The organism is Metallibacterium scheffleri, assembly GCF_002077135.1.
GTDB classification, from domain to species: domain Bacteria; phylum Pseudomonadota; class Gammaproteobacteria; order Xanthomonadales; family Rhodanobacteraceae; genus Metallibacterium; species Metallibacterium scheffleri.
Genome location: NZ_LDOS01000002.1, coordinates 1,499,040 through 1,517,935 on the forward strand (window position 1 = coordinate 1,499,040; position 18,896 = coordinate 1,517,935).

Annotated in this window: 12 protein-coding genes; 5 read left to right on the plus strand and 7 right to left on the minus strand. The window is 67.6% G+C overall.

Features of this window, described 5'->3' with window-relative positions:
• Positions 1-12: 12 nt before the first annotated feature.
• Entirely contained in the window at positions 13-810 is a 798-nt protein-coding gene (locus Mschef_RS12070; protein WP_081128760.1) for a carboxylesterase family protein, read from the minus strand.
• Positions 811-944: 134 nt separating this feature from the next.
• Between Mschef_RS12070 and Mschef_RS12075 the strand changes: the two genes are divergently transcribed.
• The 3 genes from Mschef_RS12075 to Mschef_RS12085 all read left to right on the plus strand — a co-directional run bounded on the left by Mschef_RS12075 (position 945) and on the right by Mschef_RS12085 (position 6,875).
• Positions 945-1,874 carry an ArsR/SmtB family transcription factor gene (locus Mschef_RS12075; protein ID WP_081130003.1) on the plus strand — a complete coding sequence of 310 codons (930 nt, stop codon included), beginning with the start codon at positions 945-947 and terminating at the stop codon, positions 1,872-1,874.
• Positions 1,871-5,644: a methionine synthase gene (gene metH, locus Mschef_RS12080; protein ID WP_081128762.1), complete on the plus strand. Its 3,774-nt coding sequence runs from the start codon at positions 1,871-1,873 to the stop codon at positions 5,642-5,644. The genes Mschef_RS12075 and metH overlap by 4 nt, the downstream gene beginning before the upstream one ends.
• Before the next feature lie 79 nt (positions 5,645-5,723).
• The gene (locus tag Mschef_RS12085) at positions 5,724-6,875 is read left to right on the plus strand and encodes a GNAT family N-acetyltransferase (RefSeq protein ID WP_242426516.1); all 1,152 of its coding nucleotides are present in this window, start codon (positions 5,724-5,726) and stop codon (positions 6,873-6,875) included.
• A gap of 69 nt (positions 6,876-6,944) precedes the next feature.
• Here the strand turns inward: Mschef_RS12085 and Mschef_RS12090 are convergent, their stop codons facing one another.
• Positions 6,945-7,580, minus strand: a complete 636-nt coding sequence (locus tag Mschef_RS12090) for an OmpA family protein (protein WP_081128764.1) — start codon at positions 7,578-7,580, stop codon at positions 6,945-6,947.
• A gap of 194 nt (positions 7,581-7,774) precedes the next feature.
• On the opposite strand from Mschef_RS12090, the gene xseA reads away from it, so the two are divergent.
• Together xseA and Mschef_RS12100 are read left to right on the plus strand one after the other, a co-directional pair.
• Positions 7,775-9,148 (plus strand): exodeoxyribonuclease VII large subunit, encoded by a 1,374-nt coding sequence (xseA, locus tag Mschef_RS12095; RefSeq protein ID WP_338093153.1) that lies wholly within the window; start codon positions 7,775-7,777, stop codon positions 9,146-9,148.
• Between the two features lie 319 nt (positions 9,149-9,467).
• Positions 9,468-11,267 (plus strand): DEAD/DEAH box helicase, encoded by a 1,800-nt coding sequence (locus tag Mschef_RS12100; RefSeq protein WP_081130006.1) that lies wholly within the window; start codon positions 9,468-9,470, stop codon positions 11,265-11,267.
• Positions 11,268-11,277: 10 nt separating this feature from the next.
• Here Mschef_RS12100 and Mschef_RS12105 read toward each other — a convergent pair whose 3' ends face one another.
• The 5 genes from Mschef_RS12105 to Mschef_RS12125 form a co-directional block, all read right to left on the minus strand.
• Entirely contained in the window at positions 11,278-12,711 is a 1,434-nt protein-coding gene (locus Mschef_RS12105; protein ID WP_081128766.1) for a cryptochrome/photolyase family protein, read from the minus strand.
• A 131-nt stretch (positions 12,712-12,842) separates the two neighbouring features.
• Positions 12,843-15,494, minus strand: coding sequence for a magnesium-translocating P-type ATPase (gene mgtA, locus Mschef_RS12110; RefSeq protein WP_081128768.1), 2,652 nt, complete (start codon positions 15,492-15,494; stop codon positions 12,843-12,845).
• Positions 15,495-15,691: 197 nt separating this feature from the next.
• On the minus strand, positions 15,692-16,696 hold the full coding sequence (gene lpxK / locus Mschef_RS12115; protein WP_081128769.1) for a tetraacyldisaccharide 4'-kinase: 1,005 nt from the start codon (positions 16,694-16,696) through the stop codon (positions 15,692-15,694).
• A 3-nt stretch (positions 16,697-16,699) separates the two neighbouring features.
• A complete protein-coding gene (gene msbA, locus Mschef_RS12120; protein ID WP_081128771.1) occupies positions 16,700-18,469 on the minus strand; it encodes a lipid A export permease/ATP-binding protein MsbA in 1,770 nt (589 codons plus the stop codon).
• On the minus strand, positions 18,469-18,894 hold the full coding sequence (locus tag Mschef_RS12125) for an ExbD/TolR family protein (RefSeq protein WP_081128773.1): 426 nt from the start codon (positions 18,892-18,894) through the stop codon (positions 18,469-18,471). Before Mschef_RS12125 ends, msbA begins: the two co-directional genes overlap by 1 nt.
• Between the last annotated feature and the right edge of the window lie 2 nt (positions 18,895-18,896).

Consider the following 18,896-nt stretch of genomic DNA (forward strand, 5'->3'; position numbering starts at 1 on the left):
CCGCGCCGCCACTCAACGCGAGTGCGCGTCAGGCGGGCACGGCTGCGGCGACGGCTTGCCACGGCGCTGCGCCAGCAGCCAATCGAGCAAGGCCGGCGTGTCGTAAGCCTCGGGCCAGATCACGTGCGGCGCCGGCCACGGGCCGTGACGGTACTCGGTGTAGCACGGCCTGCCGCCGGCCGCGCGCAACGCCGCCACCACTGGGCGCGAGCCGAGCATGGCCCCGCCGTAGCCGGTGACCACATTGGTGTCGTTGTCATCGGCCGCGGCGAATATCCATTCGGGGATCCGCGCGATGCGTGCCAGGCCTTTCAATTCGGTGGCGCCGGTCATCGGCACCAGCGCCGCGAATGCGTGCGGATAGGCCTTGGCCGTGGCCCATGCGCCGCTGGCGCCGGACGACAACCCGGTCAGATACACGCGCCCGCGGTCCACCGGCCAGCGCGCCTCGATCGCGCGGATCACACCCATCACCTGGCGCGGATTCCAAGTTTCCGTCGGCGATTGCGGTGCCGCGAACAGGACCGGGATATGCGCGGCGATGGCGTTGTCGAGCAGCTCCAGCGCGCCATTGGCGTCGTATTTGATCTGCGCCAGGTTGTCAGCGCCGGCCTGATCCGAGCCGTGCAGAAACACGATCAGCGGCAGGCGCGTGTGCGCCGGCAGTGGCATGGGCACATAGATGCGATACGGCAAACCCGATACACCGGGCGCGCGCGCGGCAAGGAAATCCGCCGGCGTCACGCCCGCCGCACGCGCTGTGCCCAGGACGGCAAGCAGGCACAGCAGCAAGCAGCAGCAAGCGCGCATGGGGTCACCCAAAAGTCACGATTCTAGCTGCGTGATGCGGACCGGAGCCATGCTGCCGGGTGTGCCTGCAATGGTCGCGCTTGCGGCCAGCGTTCATGCTGAAATATCCTTTCATCGCGATACATGGATTATTTGTGGACCTTCAACACGCTTCGCTGCTGCTGCGCCTGCTCGCCGATCCCACCCGCATGCGCCTGCTGGCGCTGCTGGAACAAGAGGAATTGACCGTCGCCGAGATCGCCGCGGCGCTGCGTCTGGCGCAACCGCGCGTATCCACGCACCTGGCCAAATTGCGCGAAGCCGGGCTGGTGCGCGACCGTCGCGCCGGGGTGTCGGTGTATTACCGTGCCGACAGCGGCCACGCGCCGCAACGTGATGCGCTGCTGGCCGGCCTGCGCGAAGGGCTCGACGACAGCCTGCTGGCCGGTGATCGCGAGCGCCTGCCGCGGGTACTGGCCGAACGCACCGGCACCAGCGGCTGGGCCGACAGCGTGGCCGGCGACATGGAGCGCCATTACTCACCTGGGCGCACCTGGGAAACCCTGGCGCGCGCACTGCTGCAACTGCTGGATACCGGTGCGGTACTCGACATCGCCTCCGGCGACGGCGTGCTGGCCGAATTGCTCGCGCCGCACGCGCAACGCATCGTCTGCGTGGATGTCAGCCCGCGCGTGGTCGCGGCCGCGCAGGCGCGGTTACAGCCCCACGCCAACGTCGAGGTGCGTCAGGGCGACATGCACGCGCTGGATTTGCCCGCGGCCAGCTTCGACCTGGTGTCGATGCTGCATGCGTTGACCTACAGCGCGCATCCCGCGCGCGCCGTGGCCGAGGCCGCACGCTTGCTGCGTCCCGGCGGCCGCCTGCTGCTGACCACGCTGGCGCGACATGAACACCGGGCCGCCGTGGCGCCATTCGGACACTGCAACCTCGGCTTCCGCCGCGAGGATCTGCTCGGCTACGCGCGCCGCGCCGGACTGGCCGTGCAATCCTGCCAGATCATCAGCCGCGAGCGCCGCGCGCCGCATTTCGAAGTCCTCAGCCTGCTCGCCCGCAAACCCGCATGACCACGACCCTGCCCTGGCTCGACCCCGCGCGCGTCGAGCGCCTGCACGATGCGCTGGCGCGGCGCATCCTCATTCTCGATGGCGCCATGGGCACCATGCTGCAGCAGCACGCGCTCGATGAAAACGCGTTCCGCGGCGCACGCTTCGCCGCCGGTTGCGACACCGCGCAGCAGCACGCGCACGGCGCCGGCTGCGGCTGCGATCTCAAGGGCAACAACGACCTGCTCACGCTGACCCAGCCGCGGATCATCCGCGGCGTGCACCGCGCCTACCTCGAGGCCGGCGCCGACCTGATCGAAACCAACACCTTCAACGCGACCGCGGTGTCGCAGGCCGACTACCGGCTCGAGCATCTGGCGTACGAACTCAACCGCGAAGGCGCGCGTCTGGCGCGCGAAGCCTGCACGGTGATGGAACACGACACGCCCGACCAGCCGCGCTTCGCCGTCGGCGTGCTCGGCCCGACCAGCCGCACCCTGTCGATCAGCCCGGACGTGAACAACCCCGCCTACCGCGCGCTGCGCTTCGATGCGCTGGCCGCGGCCTATCTGGAAGCCGCGCGCGGACTCCTCGACGGCGGCGCCGAGATCATCATGGTCGAGACCGTGTTCGACACGCTCAACGCCAAGGCCGCGCTGTACGCGCTGGAGGATCTGTTCATGCAGCGCGGCGCGCGCCTGCCGCTGATGATCTCCGGCACCATCACCGATCGCTCCGGACGCACCCTGTCCGGGCAAACGGCGGAAGCGTTCTGGTATTCGCTGCGGCATGCGCAGCCGCTGTCGATCGGGCTCAATTGCGCGCTCGGCGCGGGCGAGATGCGCCAGCATGTCGATGTACTGGCGCAGGTCGCCGATGTGTTCGTCAGCGCCCACCCCAACGCCGGCCTGCCCAACGCCTTCGGCGAGTACGACGAGAGCCCGGCGATGATGGCGGCGACACTGCGCGGCTTCGCCGAAGCGGGCCTGCTCAACATCGTCGGCGGCTGCTGCGGCACCACGCCCGCGCACATCCGCGCGATCCGCGAGGCGGTGACGCCGTTCGCCCCGCGTACGCCGGCGCAACCGGCGCCGTATACGCGTCTGGCCGGGTTGGAGCCGTTCGTCATCACCCCCGAGAGCAACTTCGTCAACGTCGGCGAGCGCACCAACGTCACCGGCTCGGCGCAGTTCAAGAAGCTGATCAAGGAGGATCGCTACGACGAGGCGCTGATCGTGGCGCGGCAGCAGGTGGAGAACGGCGCGCAGGTCATCGACATCAACATGGACGAGGGCCTGCTCGACGCCGAAGCGGCGATGGCGCGCTTTCTCGACCTGATCGCCGCCGAGCCGGACATTGCGCGCGTGCCGGTGATGATCGACTCGTCGAGGTTCAGCGTGATCGAGGCCGGGCTCAAGTGCGTGCAGGGCAAGGGCATCGTCAATTCGATCTCGCTCAAGGAAGGCGAGCAGACCTTCCTCGAACACGCCGCGCGCGTGCGCCGCTACGGCGCCGCGGTGGTGGTGATGGCTTTCGACGAGCAGGGCCAGGCCGACACACTGGCGCGCAAGCTGGCGATCAGCGCGCGCGCGTTCGAACTGCTCACGCGCAAGGCCGGTTACGCACCCGAGGACATCATCTTCGATCCCAACATCTTCGCCATCGCCACCGGCATCGAGGAACACGCCAACTACGCGGTGGATTTCATCGAAGCCGCGCGCGGACTCAAGCGCGCGTTCCCGCTCAGCCACATTTCCGGCGGTGTATCCAACGTGTCGTTCTCGTTCCGCGGCAACAACGCGATGCGCGAGGCGATCCACGCCGTGTTCCTGTACCACGCCATCGCCGCGGGCATGGACATGGGCATCGTCAACGCCGGTGCACTGGCGCTGTACGACGACCTCGACGCCGAGTTGCGCGAACGCGTCGAAGACGTCGTGCTCAATCGCCGCAGCGATTCCACCGAGCGTCTGCTGGACATCGCCGAGCGTTACAAGTCGAAAAAAGGCGAGATCGTCGCCGATGTGCTGGCCTGGCGCGAGCAACCGGTGCGCGCCCGCCTCAGCCACGCGCTGGTGCATGGCATCGACCAGTACGTGGTCACGGACACCGAGGAGGCGCGCCTGCTCAGCACGCGCCCGCTGGATGTGATCGAAGGCCCGCTGATGGACGGCATGAACGTGGTCGGCGACCTGTTCGGTGCCGGCAAGATGTTCCTGCCGCAGGTGGTGAAGTCGGCGCGGGTGATGAAAAAAGCGGTGGCGCACCTGCTGCCCTACATCGAGGCCGAGAAGGCGCGCAGCGGCGATACCGCCAGGTCCAACGGCAAGATCGTGATGGCCACGGTCAAGGGCGACGTGCACGATATCGGCAAGAACATCGTCGGCGTCGTGCTCCGCTGCAACAACTTCGAGGTGATCGACCTGGGCGTGATGGTGCCGGCGCAAAAGATCCTCGACACCGCGCGCGCGGAAAACGCCGACATCATCGGGCTATCCGGACTGATCACGCCGTCGCTGGAGGAGATGAGCCACGTCGCGCGCGAAATGCAGCGCCAGGATTTCCACATCCCGCTGCTGATTGGCGGCGCCACCACCTCGCGCGCGCACACCGCGCTGAAGATCGAGCCGCACTACCAGTCGCCCACGGTGTGGGTGAAGGATGCCTCGCGCGCGGTCGGCGTGGCGCAGTCACTGGTCAGCAAGGAACTGACCGATGCCTTCATGGCCAGGATCCGCGCCGACTACGCCGAGGTGCGTGCGCGCCATCGCCAGCGCGGCGGCAACAAGCCGCTGGTCACGCTGGAGCATGCACGCGGCCAGGCGTTCAGACCCGACTGGAGCCGCTATGCGCCGCCGCAGCCGCGCCGGCCCGGCATCACCGTGTTCGATGATTACGATCTGGCCGAGCTGCGCGCTGCCATCGACTGGACACCGTTTTTCCAGGCCTGGGAGCTGTCCGGCCACTACCCGCAGATTCTCGATGATGCGGTCGTCGGGGAGCAGGCCAGTGCGCTGTTCAAGGATGCGCAAACCATGCTCGACACGCTGATCCGCGAGCGCTGGCTGCGCGCGCGCGGCGTGATCGGGTTCTGGCCCGCGGCGCGCGTGGGTGACGATATTGCGGTGTACGCACAGCAGGCACCTGCTGCCGATGGAACAAGGGAAACCATCGCCACGCTGCACCACCTGCGCCAGCAGGCCGAGAAACCCGCCGAACGCCCGGATTGGTGTCTCGCCGACTTCATCGCCCCCGCGGACAGCGGCCTGCAGGATTGGATCGGTGGCTTCGCGGTCACCAGCGGGCTGGGCATCGAGCCGCACCTGGCGCGCTTTCAGGCCGAGCACGACGACTATGCGTCGATCCTGCTCAAAGCCCTGGCCGACCGCCTTGCCGAGGCCTTCGCCGAGCGCCTGCACCAGCGCGTGCGCCGCGAGTTCTGGGGCTACGCGGCGAACGAGACACTGGACAACGACGCACTGATCGCCGAGGGCTATCGCGGCATCCGCCCCGCGCCGGGTTACCCGGCCTGCCCCGACCATACCGAGAAAGCCACGCTGTTCCGCCTGCTCGACGCCACGGCCAACACCGGCATCGAGCTGACCGAAAGTTTCGCCATGGTTCCGACCGCAGCCGTTTCTGGCTGGTATTTCGCGCACCCGGACAGTCAGTACTTCGTGGTCGGACGCCTGGCGCGCGATCAGATCGCCGACTATGCGCGACGCAAGGGCTGGACCCAGGCCGACGCCGAACGCTGGCTGGCATCGTGGCTGGATTACGACCCGGAATAAGCAGTCGCTGGTGCTTCCGGCATGCGCCACGCCGGATTGCGCTTGATACGCTGGCGTCCGGCCCCCATGCATGCTGGCGATGTCGACAATCACGCGCGCGAACGACTGCGATGGCAATGCGGCACTGCTGGCAGGCGCAGACATGCGCATGCCGTCGTCGCGCTACGCCTTCGCACTGGAGCCGGCCGCGCTGGTCGATGCGTTTCGCCAGCATCCGCCACTGGACTTCAGCGCCTGGGAACACGCCGACGGCACGCCACTGTTCGCCACGCGCTTCGATCTGTTGACCACCACCGAGGCTGCGCTGCAGCGACGCGTGCGCGCCGTGCCCGGTTTTCGTCTGTGGCAACGCCTGCTGATGCCGCGCACGCTGTTCGCCGGCAGCACGGTCAGCGAATATCTGCCACTTTCCAGCCGTGCCGCGGCCGCCACGCTGCCGCGGCAATTGCGCGCGCAGTACGGGCGTGAATTCGCACTGATCATCATCAAGGACATTCCCTCGCACTCGCCGCTGCTGGATGCCGCCGACAACCGCGCGGCCGACACACTGGCCGCGAATGCGCGCGACGCCGGCTACGTGCTGCTGCAAGGCCAGGCATTGGCGCATCTGCCGATCGATTTCAGCAGCATCGATGCCTGGCTGGAGAGGTTTACCGCCAAACATCGCTACGACATCCGGCGCAAGCTCAAGCAGCGCAGCGCACTGAGCGTGGAGCACTGGCCGCTGGGCTCGCCGCCGCTGCAGGACCCCGCGCGTCGCGCCGAGCTGTACGCGCTGTACCAGCAGGTTTATGCGCAAAGCGAGATCCACTTCGACCAGCACCGCGCGCGCTTTTTCGATGCGCTGTTCTGCGATGCCACGCAGCCCGGGTTCCTGTTCGTGTTCCGCGCGCAGCAACGCATCGTCGGCTGGAAACTGTGTTACGTGCACGGCGACAAGCTGATCGACAAATACGTGGGCTTCGCCTATCCCGAGGCGCGGCGCTACGGCCTGTTCTTCGTCAGTTGGGCCGAATGCATCGACTATGCATTGCGTCACGGTCTGCAGCACTACATCAGCGGCTGGACCGATGCCGAGGTCAAGGCCTATCTGGGCGCGCAATTCACCATGACCCGCCACGCCGTGTACTTGCGCAATCCGCTGCTGCGCTTCGGGCTGCGCCACCTCGCATACAAGTTCGAAAGCGACAGCCGCTGGGCGAATGTCGACACGCCCAGTCGGTCCACCTGATCCGGTACCGGTTTCACGGCATGCCTGCCCGCGGCACGGCAAGCCATCCGTGGCTTGCCGCGATCGCGCTCAGCCCGCAGCGTTGGCGGATGGTGCATCCGGCGGCGTGCCGGGCGCGGCGAAATCCACCACCAGCGCGACGCGACGGTTGACTTCACCGTGCGCACCCCATGCGCCCGGCTTGACCAGGCGGTTGCGCGCATCGCCATAGCTCACCGCACGCAGCTCGCCGGCGCTCATGCCTTGGGCGATCAGGTAATCGCGCACCGCTTGGGCCCGGCGCATGCCGAGGCGCTGGTTGTAGGCTGCCGTGCCGGCTGGATCAGCGAAACCCTCGACCGTGATCAGCACATCCGGGTGGTGCTCGCGGATCACCCGGGCAAAACCGTCCAGCATTTGTTTGTCCTGGTCGCTCAGCGTGGCGCTGTTGAAGGCGAAGTGCGAGACGGTATCCACGCGAATGCGCCCCTGCAGCGCGGTGATCTGCGCGTCGTACTTGCTGAATGCGGATTTCATCTGCTGCGAGATCTGGTCGATCTGCTGTTGCTGCTGATCCAGTTGCTGCTGTTGCTTCTGGTCAGCGGCGCGCAACTGCGCGACGGTGCTGTCGAAGTCCGACTTGGTGACGTAATTGGCGCAACCGCCCAGCGCGAGCGTGGCCAGACCGGCGATGAACCATGTGGCGCGGGATGATCGTTGCAACATGACGAGCCTCCTTCTGTGCCTGGTGCGCCCGGGCGCCAGCGCGCGCATCGGGCATCGACTCTCAGGGGTGGCGCTGTGGACGAACCCTAACGCCGCCGTCAGGAGAACGCATGCCTGCGCGCCTGCCGGGTTCGCCACGGTTCATGCTGGGCGCGCCGGGGATGCAGCGTGCCGCTCTGTTAGTCTGAACGACCATGATCATGGATTCCCCGCCAGCAGGCGCACGCAACGTGCTCACCCCCAGCAGTCTCAACCGCCTGGTGCGCGGGCTGCTGGAGGATGCCATGGCGCTGCTGTGGATCGAGGGCGAGCTGTCCAACCTCGCGCGGCCGGCCTCGGGGCACGTGTATTTCACCCTCAAGGATGCGCAGGCGCAGGTGCGCTGCGCCATGTTTCGCCCGCGCAGTCAGACGCTGCGCTTCGCGCCCGCCGAGGGCCAGCGCGTGTTGCTGCGCGCGCGCGCGACGTTGTACGAGCCGCGCGGCGACTACCAGCTCATCGTCGAGTCGATGGAGGATGCCGGCGCCGGCGCGCTGGCGCGCGCGCTGGAGGAACTCAAGGCGCGACTGGCCGCCGAGGGCCTGTTCGATGCCGCGCGCAAGCGCGCGCTGCCGGCGTATCCGCGGCGCATCGGCGTGATCACTTCAGCCAGCGGTGCCGCCATCCGCGACGTGCTCAGTGTGCTGCGCCGGCGTTTTGCCCTGGTCGAGGCGGACCTGCTGCCCGTGCCGGTGCAGGGCAAGGAGGCGCCCGCGGCGATCGCGGCGATGCTGCAGCGCGCCTGCCGCAGCGGCCGCTACGACGTCGTGCTGCTGACCCGTGGCGGTGGCGCCAACGAAGATCTGGCCGCGTTCAACGATGAGACCGTGGTGCGCGCGGTCGCCGCATGCAGCGTGCCGGTGGTCGCCGCGGTCGGCCACGAAATCGACTTCACCCTGGTGGATTTCGCGGCCGATCTGCGCGCGCCGACGCCATCGGCCGCGGCCGAACTACTGGTGCCCGACGCCATCCTGTTGCACACCCGCCTGACACGCCTGCACGCGCAGTTGCAACGCCGCGCCGCGCAGGCGTTGCAGCAACTGGCGCAGCGCCTGGATGCCTGGCAGGCACGTCTGCACAACCAGCACCCGGCGCAACGCCTGGCCCGCGCCCGCGAACGCCTGCAAACCCTGCGCGCGCACATGTACTCGCTGCTGCCGACGCAACTGACCCGGCTACGCGCCCATGTGCAGCAATTGCGCGGCCATCTGCAAATCAGCGCACTGCGTAACCGGCTTGCCGCGGCACGCATGCGTCTGGCTGCAGCGCAGGCGCGCCAGCAACAGACGCTGCGCACGCTGCTGTTGCAACAGCAGACGCGGCTCGATGCGCTGCGCCGCGCGCTGCATGCGATCAGCCCGTTGGCCACGCTGGAGCGCGGTTACGCCATCGTGTTCGATGCCGAAGGCCACATCGTGCGCAGCGTGCGCGCCGTGCAGCCGGGGCAGTCCTTGCATGCACGACTTGCGGACGGTGATATCGGCCTGCGCGTCGTGGCCGCCGCGCCCGGCAAGACCAGCCCGGACTGAGGCCTGATCCCGACGTCCGCATCCGCTTCGGCAGCGGTGTATCGCACTGCCATGCCCCAGGCCCATTCGGCGTGCGGCATGGACGGCGGTCTGAACGCCGAAGGAGGCTACGGTCACGCCGATGCTGCACTGCGGCTACACTATCGCCTGATGCGCCCTGCACTTGCGACACGCCGGCGCTCATTCACGCCGCCACTGCATCCCCGCGCGCCGCATGAAGCAGTGCGTCCTGTGCATTCACGCGCATTCCATTTTTCAGGCCGCGGAATCCGCAGCCTGATGCGAGCCGAGGTTTTCCATGTCCCACGATGATCCCCAATTGACAACTGCCGAGCCGGCCCTGGCCAACTTCTCGACGCTGGGCTTGCCCGAGCCACTACTGCGCGCGCTGCAGACGGTCGGCTATGAAACGCCGTCGCCGATCCAGGCTGCCACGATTCCGCCACTGCTGGCCGGCAAGGATTTGCTCGGTCAGGCGCAGACCGGCACCGGCAAGACCGCCGCGTTCGCGCTGCCGATCCTGGCGCGCATCGACCTGAGTCGCGCCGCGCCGCAGGCGCTGGTGCTGGCGCCGACGCGCGAACTGGCCATCCAGGTCGCCGAGGCGTTCGCGCGCTACGCCGCGCAGATGCCGGGCTTCCACGTGCTGCCGATCTATGGCGGCCAGGGGTATGCCCCGCAGTTGCAGGCGCTCAAGCGCGGTGCGCACGTCATCGTCGGCACGCCAGGACGCGTGATCGACCATCTCGAACGCGGCACGCTGAAACTCGACGCGCTGGCGCATCTGGTACTCGATGAAGCCGATGAAATGCTGCGCATGGGTTTCATCGACGATGTCGAAACCATCCTCAAGAAGACCCCGCCGCAGCGCCAGGTGGCGCTGTTCTCGGCAACCATGCCGCAGGCGATCCGGCGCATCGCGCAGACCTATCTGCGTGAGCCGGTCGAGATCACCATCAAAGGCAAGACCACGACGGTCGCACAAGTTCAGCAACGCTACTGGCTGGTTAGCGGCATGCACAAGCTCGACGCGCTGACGCGCATCCTCGAAGTGGAAACCTTCGATGGCATGATCGTGTTCGCCCGTACCAAGCAGGCCACCGAGGAATTGGCAGAGAAGCTCTCCGCGCGCGGGTTCTCCGCCGCCGCGCTCAATGGCGATGTGCCCCAGGCATTGCGTGAACGCATCGTGCAACGCTTCAAGGATGCGCAGATCGACATCCTGGTGGCCACCGACGTGGCCGCGCGCGGTCTGGATGTGGAGCGCGTCAGCCACGTGCTCAATTACGACATCCCCACCGATACCGAGAGCTATGTGCATCGCATCGGTCGCACCGGCCGCGCCGGGCGCAGCGGCGACGCGATCCTGTTCGTGACGCCGCGCGAACGTCACCTGCTGCGCGCCATCGAGCGCGCCACGCGGCAACCGATCACGCCGATGCAGTTGCCCGCCGCCGAGGCGGTCAACGATCGCCGCATCGCGCGCTTCATGGAACGCATCACCGAGGCGCGCACGCGCGAGGGCAATGATGAATTCCAGCGCCTGCTGGAACGCTACGAACAGGAGCAGAACGTGCCCGCGATCGAGATCGCCGCCGCGCTCGCGCGCATGTTGCAGGGCGACAAGCCACTCCTGCTCAGCGATGCGCCCAGCGCACGCGCGCGCGAATTCGCGCCCGATGCCCACATTGCGCGCAATGACCGCGGGGAACGCAACGAACGCACTGCGCATGGCGGCGCCACGCGTGGCCCGCGGGCGAGCGGTGGTGGCGCCGCGGGATCACTGGTCACGTATCGCGTCGAAGTGGGCCGCCGGCACGGCGTCAAGGTCGGCAATCTGGTGGGTGCCATCGCCAACGAGGGCGGTCTGGACAACAGCCAGATCGGCGCCATCGCGCTGCAGGGCGACCACAGCTTTGTCGATCTGCCCGCTGACTTGCCCGCGACCACACTGCACGCACTGGCCAAGGCGCGTGTCGGCGGCGAGCGCCTGCAGTTGCGCCGCGCCGACGACAACGAGGCCGCGCACAGCGCACGCCCGCGCAAACCATTCGGCGCACGCACCGATGCCGCGCCACGCAAGAGCGGCTTTGGTTCACCGCGCAAGCCGCGCGCATGAGCCATCGCGCTCAACGCGCCGCCTGCGCGCGCAGCTGCTGATAGGCCGCCAGCGCCTGCGCGCGCGAGGCAGCCAGATCCAGCAGCGGCGGCGGATAACCCGTGCGCTGCAAGAGTGCGGCATCGCGCCAGGGTTGAAACAGCAGCGGTGCCGGCACGGCGGCCAGTTCGGGCAGCCAGCGGCGAATGTAGTCTCCTGCGGCATCGAATTTCGCGCTCTGCGCGACCGGGCTGAAGATGCGGAAGTACGGCGCGGCGTCGGCGCCAGTGCCGGCGCTCCACTGCCAGCCCTGGGTATTGTTGGCCAGATCGGCATCGACCAGGGTGTCCCAGAACCAGCGCGCGCCGTGCAGCCAGTGCAGCCGCAGGTTCTTGGTCAGCAGGCTGGCCACGATCATGCGCACGCGGTTGTGCATCCAGCCGGTGTGCCATAGCTCGCGCATGCCGGCATCGACGATGGGGATGCCGCTGCGACCCTGCTGCCAGCGCGCCAGTGCCTCGGCATGGACGCCGTCATCCGCCCACGCAAACACATCGAACCGCGGGTTGAAGTTGCGCGTCGGGGTGTGCGGAAAGTGGTACAGCAGGTGATGCGAAAACTCGCGCCAGCCCAGTTCGCGTACGTAGGGCGCGATGCTGCTGGCGGCGCCCACGCGATCGTTGCCGGCGTGCTCGCGCAGTGCCGCCAGGATCTGGCGCGGGCCAATCTCGCCGAAATGCAGATGCGCTGACAAGCGCGACGTGCCGGTGACGGCGGGGTAGTCGCGCTGCGCTTTATAGCCGTGCACGGCCTGCTCGATGAACGCATGCAACAGCGCCTGCGCGCCGCTCTCGCCAGGTTGCCAGTGCGCGGCCAGCCCACGATCCCAACGTAGCCGCGGCAGCAGATCCAGCGCAGCCAGCGGCGTGCATGTCGGCATGGGCGGCATGTCGATGCGCTGCGCCGCCGGCGTGCACGCCACCGCGTCCATGCTCGTCAGTGCACTACGCCAGAACGGCGTGAACACGCGGTAGGGACTGCCCTCGCCCGTGGCCAGTTGCCATGGCTCGAACAGCAGCGCCGCGTTGCAGCTGTGCGCCGTGATGCCCCGCGCACGCAGGCTTTGCTTGATATCACGATCGCGCGCCAGCGCGGCAGGTTCATACAGGCGATTCCAGTACACCGCCGCGGCGCCACAGGACTCGATCAGGCGCTGCAGCGTCTGCAGACTGGGGCCGCGCACGATATGCAGTCGCGCGCCGCACGCACGCAGGGACTCATCGAGCGCAGACAAGCTGTGGTGCAGCCACCAGCGACTGGCCGCACCGGGTTGCCAGGGCGCTTCTTCCTCGGGCGCATGGATATAGACCGGCAGCACCCGTGCATGCGCCGCCAGAGCCGCATGCAGCGCGGGATTGTCGGCGAGGCGCAAATCACGTCGCAGCCAGACGATGGCCGTGCTCATGCGCGCACGCAGGGGCACGTCGCGCTGGCTCCCTGGATCGATGCGGTCGTTTCCATTGCGCTGTCCTCGCGGCTATTGCCGGCAGGTTGCCGGCAACAGCGTACAAGCGGCGTGAACCGGTGCGCGCCGGCTCAGTTCAATCCGATGCGACGGATCAGCAGCATTTTCACGCCCTGCGCCAGCAGCATGTAAACCACCAGGATGGCGATCAGATACAGCCAATAAAGATGGGGCAGCGCCGCGAATCCGAACAATCCAGCCAGCGGCGAAACCGGCAAGAGAATGCCGAGCAGGCAAAAACCCAGCGTGCTGACCAGCAACGGCAGGCTGGGATTGGACTGCAGGAACGGCACGCGCGCGGTGCGGATCACGTACACGATCAGTGTCTGCGACAGCAGCGACTCGACGAACCATCCGGTCTGAAACAGCACCGGGTGATGCGAGAGTCCGAGCAGGAACCACATCACGCCGAAGGTCACGTAGTCGAACAGGGAACTCACCGGCCCGAACACGAACATGTAGCGCGCGATGTTGCCCATCTCCCAGCGCCGCGGCGTGGCGACGAAATCATCGTCCACGTTGTCGGTGGCGATGGTGGTCATCGACAAGTCGTACATCAGATTGTTGATCAGCAACTGGATCGGCGCCATCGGCAGGAACGGCAGCAGCGCGCTGGCGCCGATCACGCTGAACACATTGCCGAAGTTGGAACTGGCCGTCATCTTGATGTACTTGAGGATGTTGCCGAACACGCGGCGGCCCTCCTGCACGCCCTCCTCGAGCACGGCCAGGCTTTTCTCCAGCAGGATGATGTCGGCCGATTCCTTGGCGATGTCCACGGCGCTGTCCACCGAGATGCCGACATCGGCGGCACGCAGCGCCGGGCCGTCATTGATGCCGTCGCCGAGGAAGCCCACCACGTGGCCCTGCGCGCGCAACGCCTCGATCACGCGCACCTTCTGCTGGGGATTGAGCCGCGCGAACAATTGCGTTTCGGGCAGCGCGGCCACGAGCTGCGCGTCGTCCAGGGCATCCAGCTCGGGGCCGGTGAGCACGTGCTCGAGGTCGATGCCTACATGCCGGCAGACATGGCGTGCGACCACGTCGTTGTCGCCGGTGAGGATCTTCACCACGATGCCGTGGCGGGTCAGCGCGGCGATGGCTTCGGCGGCGCTCTCCTTGGGTGGATCCAGAAATGCCATGAAGCCGAACAGGGTCAGCTCGCGCTCGTCCTCGCGCGCGTATTGCATGCGCGGCGGCGCCATCTCGCGCATGCCCACGGCAATCACGCGGAAGCCGTCGGCGTTGAGATCGTGCGCCACCTGGCGCACCTCGGCCTGGCGGTCGGCGTCGAATGCGACGGGACCTTGCGCGGTCTGCACCTGCGTGCAGATGGCCAAGGTCTCGGCGACCGCGCCCTTGCTGATCAGCATGTGGCGGCCCGCCGTGTCGCGCACCACCACCGACATGCGCCGGCGCTCGAAATCGAACGGCATCTCATCGACCAGGGCGAACTCGGCGGCAAGACGCTGCGTCTGCTCAGGATCCACCGCGGTCAGCACGGCCTTGTCCAGCAGGTTGCGCAGGCCGGTCTGGTAATGGCTGTTGAGGAAGGCCAGTTCCAGCACGCGCGCATCGTCACCGCCCGCGGCATCGACATGCCGCTCCAGGATGACCTTGTCCTGGGTCAGCGTGCCGGTCTTGTCGGTGCACAGCACGTCGATGGCGCCGAAATTCTGGATCGCCGGCAGACGCTTGACGATGACGTCCTTGCGCGCCATCGCCAGCGCGCCCTTGGCCAGATTGAAGGTGACGATGGCCGGCAGCATCTCCGGCGTCAACCCGACCGCGACCGCGATCGAGAACATCAGAGCCTCCAGCCAGTCGTCCTTGAGCACGCCGTTGATCAGGAACACCAGCGGCACCATCACCGCGATGAAGCGCAGCATCAGGCCGACGAAACGGCGCAGGCCGCGATCGAAGCTGGTGGACGGCGCGCGTGGCGTGGCCAGCGCGCTGGCCAGGGCACCAAACGTGGTGTCGCGTCCGGTCGCCGCCACCAGACCCAACGCACTCCCGCTGATCACGTTCGAACCCATGAAGCACAGGTTGTGTGCCTCCAGCGGCGCGCTGCAGCGCGTGTCGGGGGCGGCGAATTTCTCCACCGGCATCGATTCGCCGGTGAGGCTGGACTGATTGACGAACAAGTCCTTGGCCGCGAGCAGGCGCAAGTCCGCGGGGATCATGTCACCCGCGGTCAGGTGCACGACATCGCCCGGCACCAGATCCTCGATCGGCAGCTCGCCGCGACCATTGGGCAGATCCGGACGGCGTACCAGCGCGGTATTGCTGACCATGCTGCGCAGCGCCGCGACCGCGCGCGAGGATTTGCTTTCCTGCACATAGCCGACGATCACCGCCACGCTGACCATCACCGTCATGATGCCGGCGCCCACCGGATCGGAGGTCAGGATCGATACCACCGCCAGCGCCAGCAGCAGCAGGTTGAGCGGATTGACCACGCGCCGCGCGATCTCGACGAACCACGGCGCGCGGGATTCGCTACCGACCACGTTGCGGCCGAAAGTCTGCAGACGCGCCTCGACCTGCCCGGCGTCCAGGCCTGCGATGCTGCTGTCGCCCGCGGCCAGCGCTGCATCGACGTCCAACCGCGCCAGGCCCAGCAGGCGCCGCGCCTGCGCCTGACTTTGCGCGGAGGTGGACTTGCTGCGCGCGCCGGCACGCTCGGGAGTCAGGCCGATCAGGGACCACCGTGCCGCCATGCCGCCTCCGCAACAATCAACGTCCGGCTGCAAGACAGCCGCACCACGGAGTCATCAGGAGTCAGACTCCGCCAAGACCAACCCCACGCGGGAAGGCTGGCGGATGCCGGCTCAAGCGCGCGGGAGCAACAACAGGAGATTCAAGCAACTGCCCGGTTCCACGCGAATGCGCGCTCTGCCACCATGCCGCGTGGAGTCTAGCGAGGCTGGCTGACGCGAGGCAACGACAGAACGGTGACAGCCGCGAGCCGCTGCAGCAGCGCGATGACGAAACCGGGCGGCAACTGCGCGCGCACCGGCAGCGCCCACCAGTGCCGGCGCGCGAAAGCAACGCACTTGACCGCGTCCTTCTCGGTCATCAGCAGCGGCAAGGCGCCGTCATCAAAAGCAAAATCCGCCGCTACGTAAGCGTGATGATCGGCGAAGGCATGCTCGTGCACGCGGTAGCCCAGTGCACGCAGGGTGGCAAAGAACCGCGCCGGATCACCGATGCCGGCAATGGCGTGGACCTCGGCGCCCGGCGGCGGCGCAGCCGCGCCGGCCGCTAGCGCATACGGCGTCCCGGCTTGCAACGACATCGGCACTTCGCCCGGCTGCGCTGCGCCGCCGTTGCACACCACGAAATCCACGCCGGCCAGGCGCGTCGCCGGTTCGCGCAGCGGGCCCGCGGGCAGCAGCCGCCCATTGCCGAAACGGCGCACGCCGTCGATCACGCACACCTCGATGTCGCGCCCCAGCGCGCGGTGCTGCAGTCCATCGTCACTGAGGATCACGTCCACGCCCCGCGCCAGCAGCAGTCGCGCCGCGTCCGCGCGCCGCGCACCCACCGCCACCGGCACCTGGCCGCGCCGCTGCAGCAGCAGCGGCTCGTCACCCACACGCGCTGCCGTATCGGCGGCGGCAAGCAGGTGCGGCGTGCGCTGCATGCCGCCATAGCCGCGGCTGACCACACCCGGATGCCAGCCGGCCGCGTGCAAGGACTCGATCAGCGCCAGCGTCAGCGGGGTCTTGCCGCTGCCGCCGACGCCGAGATTGCCGATCACGATCACCGGTACCGGCAGGCGCTGTATCCGGCGCAAACCCAGCGCGTAACGCGCATGATCGATCAGCCGCAACAGCCGATACAGCGGCACCAGCGACCGCGCCCAGCGCGGCACCGGCTGCGCGCCATACCAGAATGCCGGGGCTTGCCCGCGCGGCATGGCTCAGTCGCCGCGCGGCGCACTGAATTGCATGCGATGCAAGTGCGCGTAGGCGCCGTCGGGACGCGCCAGCAGTTCGTCGTGGCTGCCCTGCTCCAGCACGCACCCCTGATCGAGCACGATGATGCGGTGCGCGTGCTCGACCGTGGACAGGCGGTGTGCGATCACCAGCGTGGTGCGGTCTTGCATCAGGCGTTGCAGCGCTTCATGGATCAGTCGCTCGGACTCGGTATCCAGCGCGCTGGTGGCTTCATCCAGGATCAGGATCGGCGCGTTCTTCAAGATCGCGCGCGCGATGGCGATGCGCTGGCGCTGGCCGCCGGAGACCATGAAGCCACGCTGCCCGATCGGGCTGTGCAAGCCCCGCGGCATCTGCGCGATGAAGTCCCAGGCGTTGGCCGCGCGCGCCGCGGCGATGATGTCTGCCTCGCGCGCACCGGCCATCTCGCCATAGGCGATGTTCTCAGCCACGCTGCCATTGAAGATCACCACGTCCTGACCGACCCAGCTGATCTGCCCGCGCAGGCTGGCCAGCTGGTATTCACCCAGCGCATGTCCATCCACGAGAATGCTGCCGGATTCGGGCTCGTAAAAGCGCGGGATCAGATGCGCCACTGTGGTTTTGCCACTGCCCGAGCGCCCCACCACGGCGGTCACCTTGCCGGCCGCGCAACGGAAACTGGCCGCGCGCAGTGCCGGCGGCGTGCCGGGCGCATAGCGCATGGTGACCTCGCGAAACTCGATGCCCTGCCGCAACTCCTGCAGCGGGCGCGCGTGCGCATCCGGCTCGCGCGGCTCGTCGAGCACCACGAAGACATCCTGCGCCGCGGTGATGCCCCGCTGCAACATGGATTGCACGTTGGTCATGCGCTTCAGTGGCGGCAGGATTGCGGCCATGGCCATGATCATCGACATGAACCGGCCCGCCGTCATGTGCTCCGCGATACCCGGACGCGTGGCAAAAAACACGATGCCGGCCAGCGCCGATGCGGCGAAGAACTGCACCAGCGCGGTCGAAATCGCGTTGGTCGCGCTGATTTTCACGTTGAGCGCGCGATTGTGATCGGCGACCGCATGAAAGCGCGCGGCCTCATACTTCTGCCCCGCGTAGATGCGCACCTCGCGCCAAGCACTGACGATCTCGTCGACCACGCCGGTGATGTCGCCCATCGAGTTCTGCAAGCCGCGGCTGATCGCGCGGTAACGGCGGCTGACCAGGTACACCACCACCGCGATGGTCGGCACCATGACCAGCAGCACCAGGGTCAGGCGCCAGCTGTTCCACAGCATCACGCCGATCATGGCCAGGATGGTGAGGCTGTCGATGATCGACACGCGCACCGCCTCGGTGGTGGCCTGTGCCAACTGATCGGCGGTGTAGGTGATGCGCGCGACCTGATGCCCGGAGGCCTCGCGGCCGAAAAATCCGCCAGGCAAGTCCAGATAGCGACCGAATACCTGCTCGCGCATGGTCTGCACGACGCCACGCCCGATATAGGCCATGCCGTAGCTGGTGATGAAGGTGGCCACCGCGCGCAGCAGAAAAATCGCGATGATGATGAGCGGCAGCCAGAAAATCGCTTCCGCATCGCGGGTGATGAATACCTTGTCGATCAGTGGCCGCACCAGTCCGGCGAATGCGCCCAGCGCCGCGGCATCGACCGCCATGCCGATGACCACGGCAACCGCCACCGGCCGATACGGCCGCAGGTAACCGAGCAGGCGCCGATACGTCGGCCAGGCGCTGGCTTCCCGCGCCGCATGCGCATCCATCAATGCGCGCCCTGACGCGGCGTCGTGGCCAGCGCCAGATGGGTGAAGCCGAGGCGACCCAGCGCGTCCATCGCGGTCACCACCGACTGGTTGGGCGACTCGGCGTCGGCGCGCAGGATCACGCTGCGTGTGCGATCGCTGCCCACGGCCCCGACGATGGCCTGCTGCAGCGCGCGTTCGCCGTCGCCCTGCACCGGCGTGTTGCCGATGGCGTAACGACCGGCGCGGTCGATGACGATCACCAGCGCATCCGCGCTGGGCGCGCTCGGCGTGGCGCTGGATGTGGGCAGGCTGACCTTCATGTGCGTCTGCTGCACGAAGGTCGTGGTCAGCACGAAGAACATCAGCAGGGTCAGCAGCACGTCGATCAGCGAGATCACGTTGATCTCGAAGTCGTCGTGACGCTGTGCCGTGGTGATGCGCATCG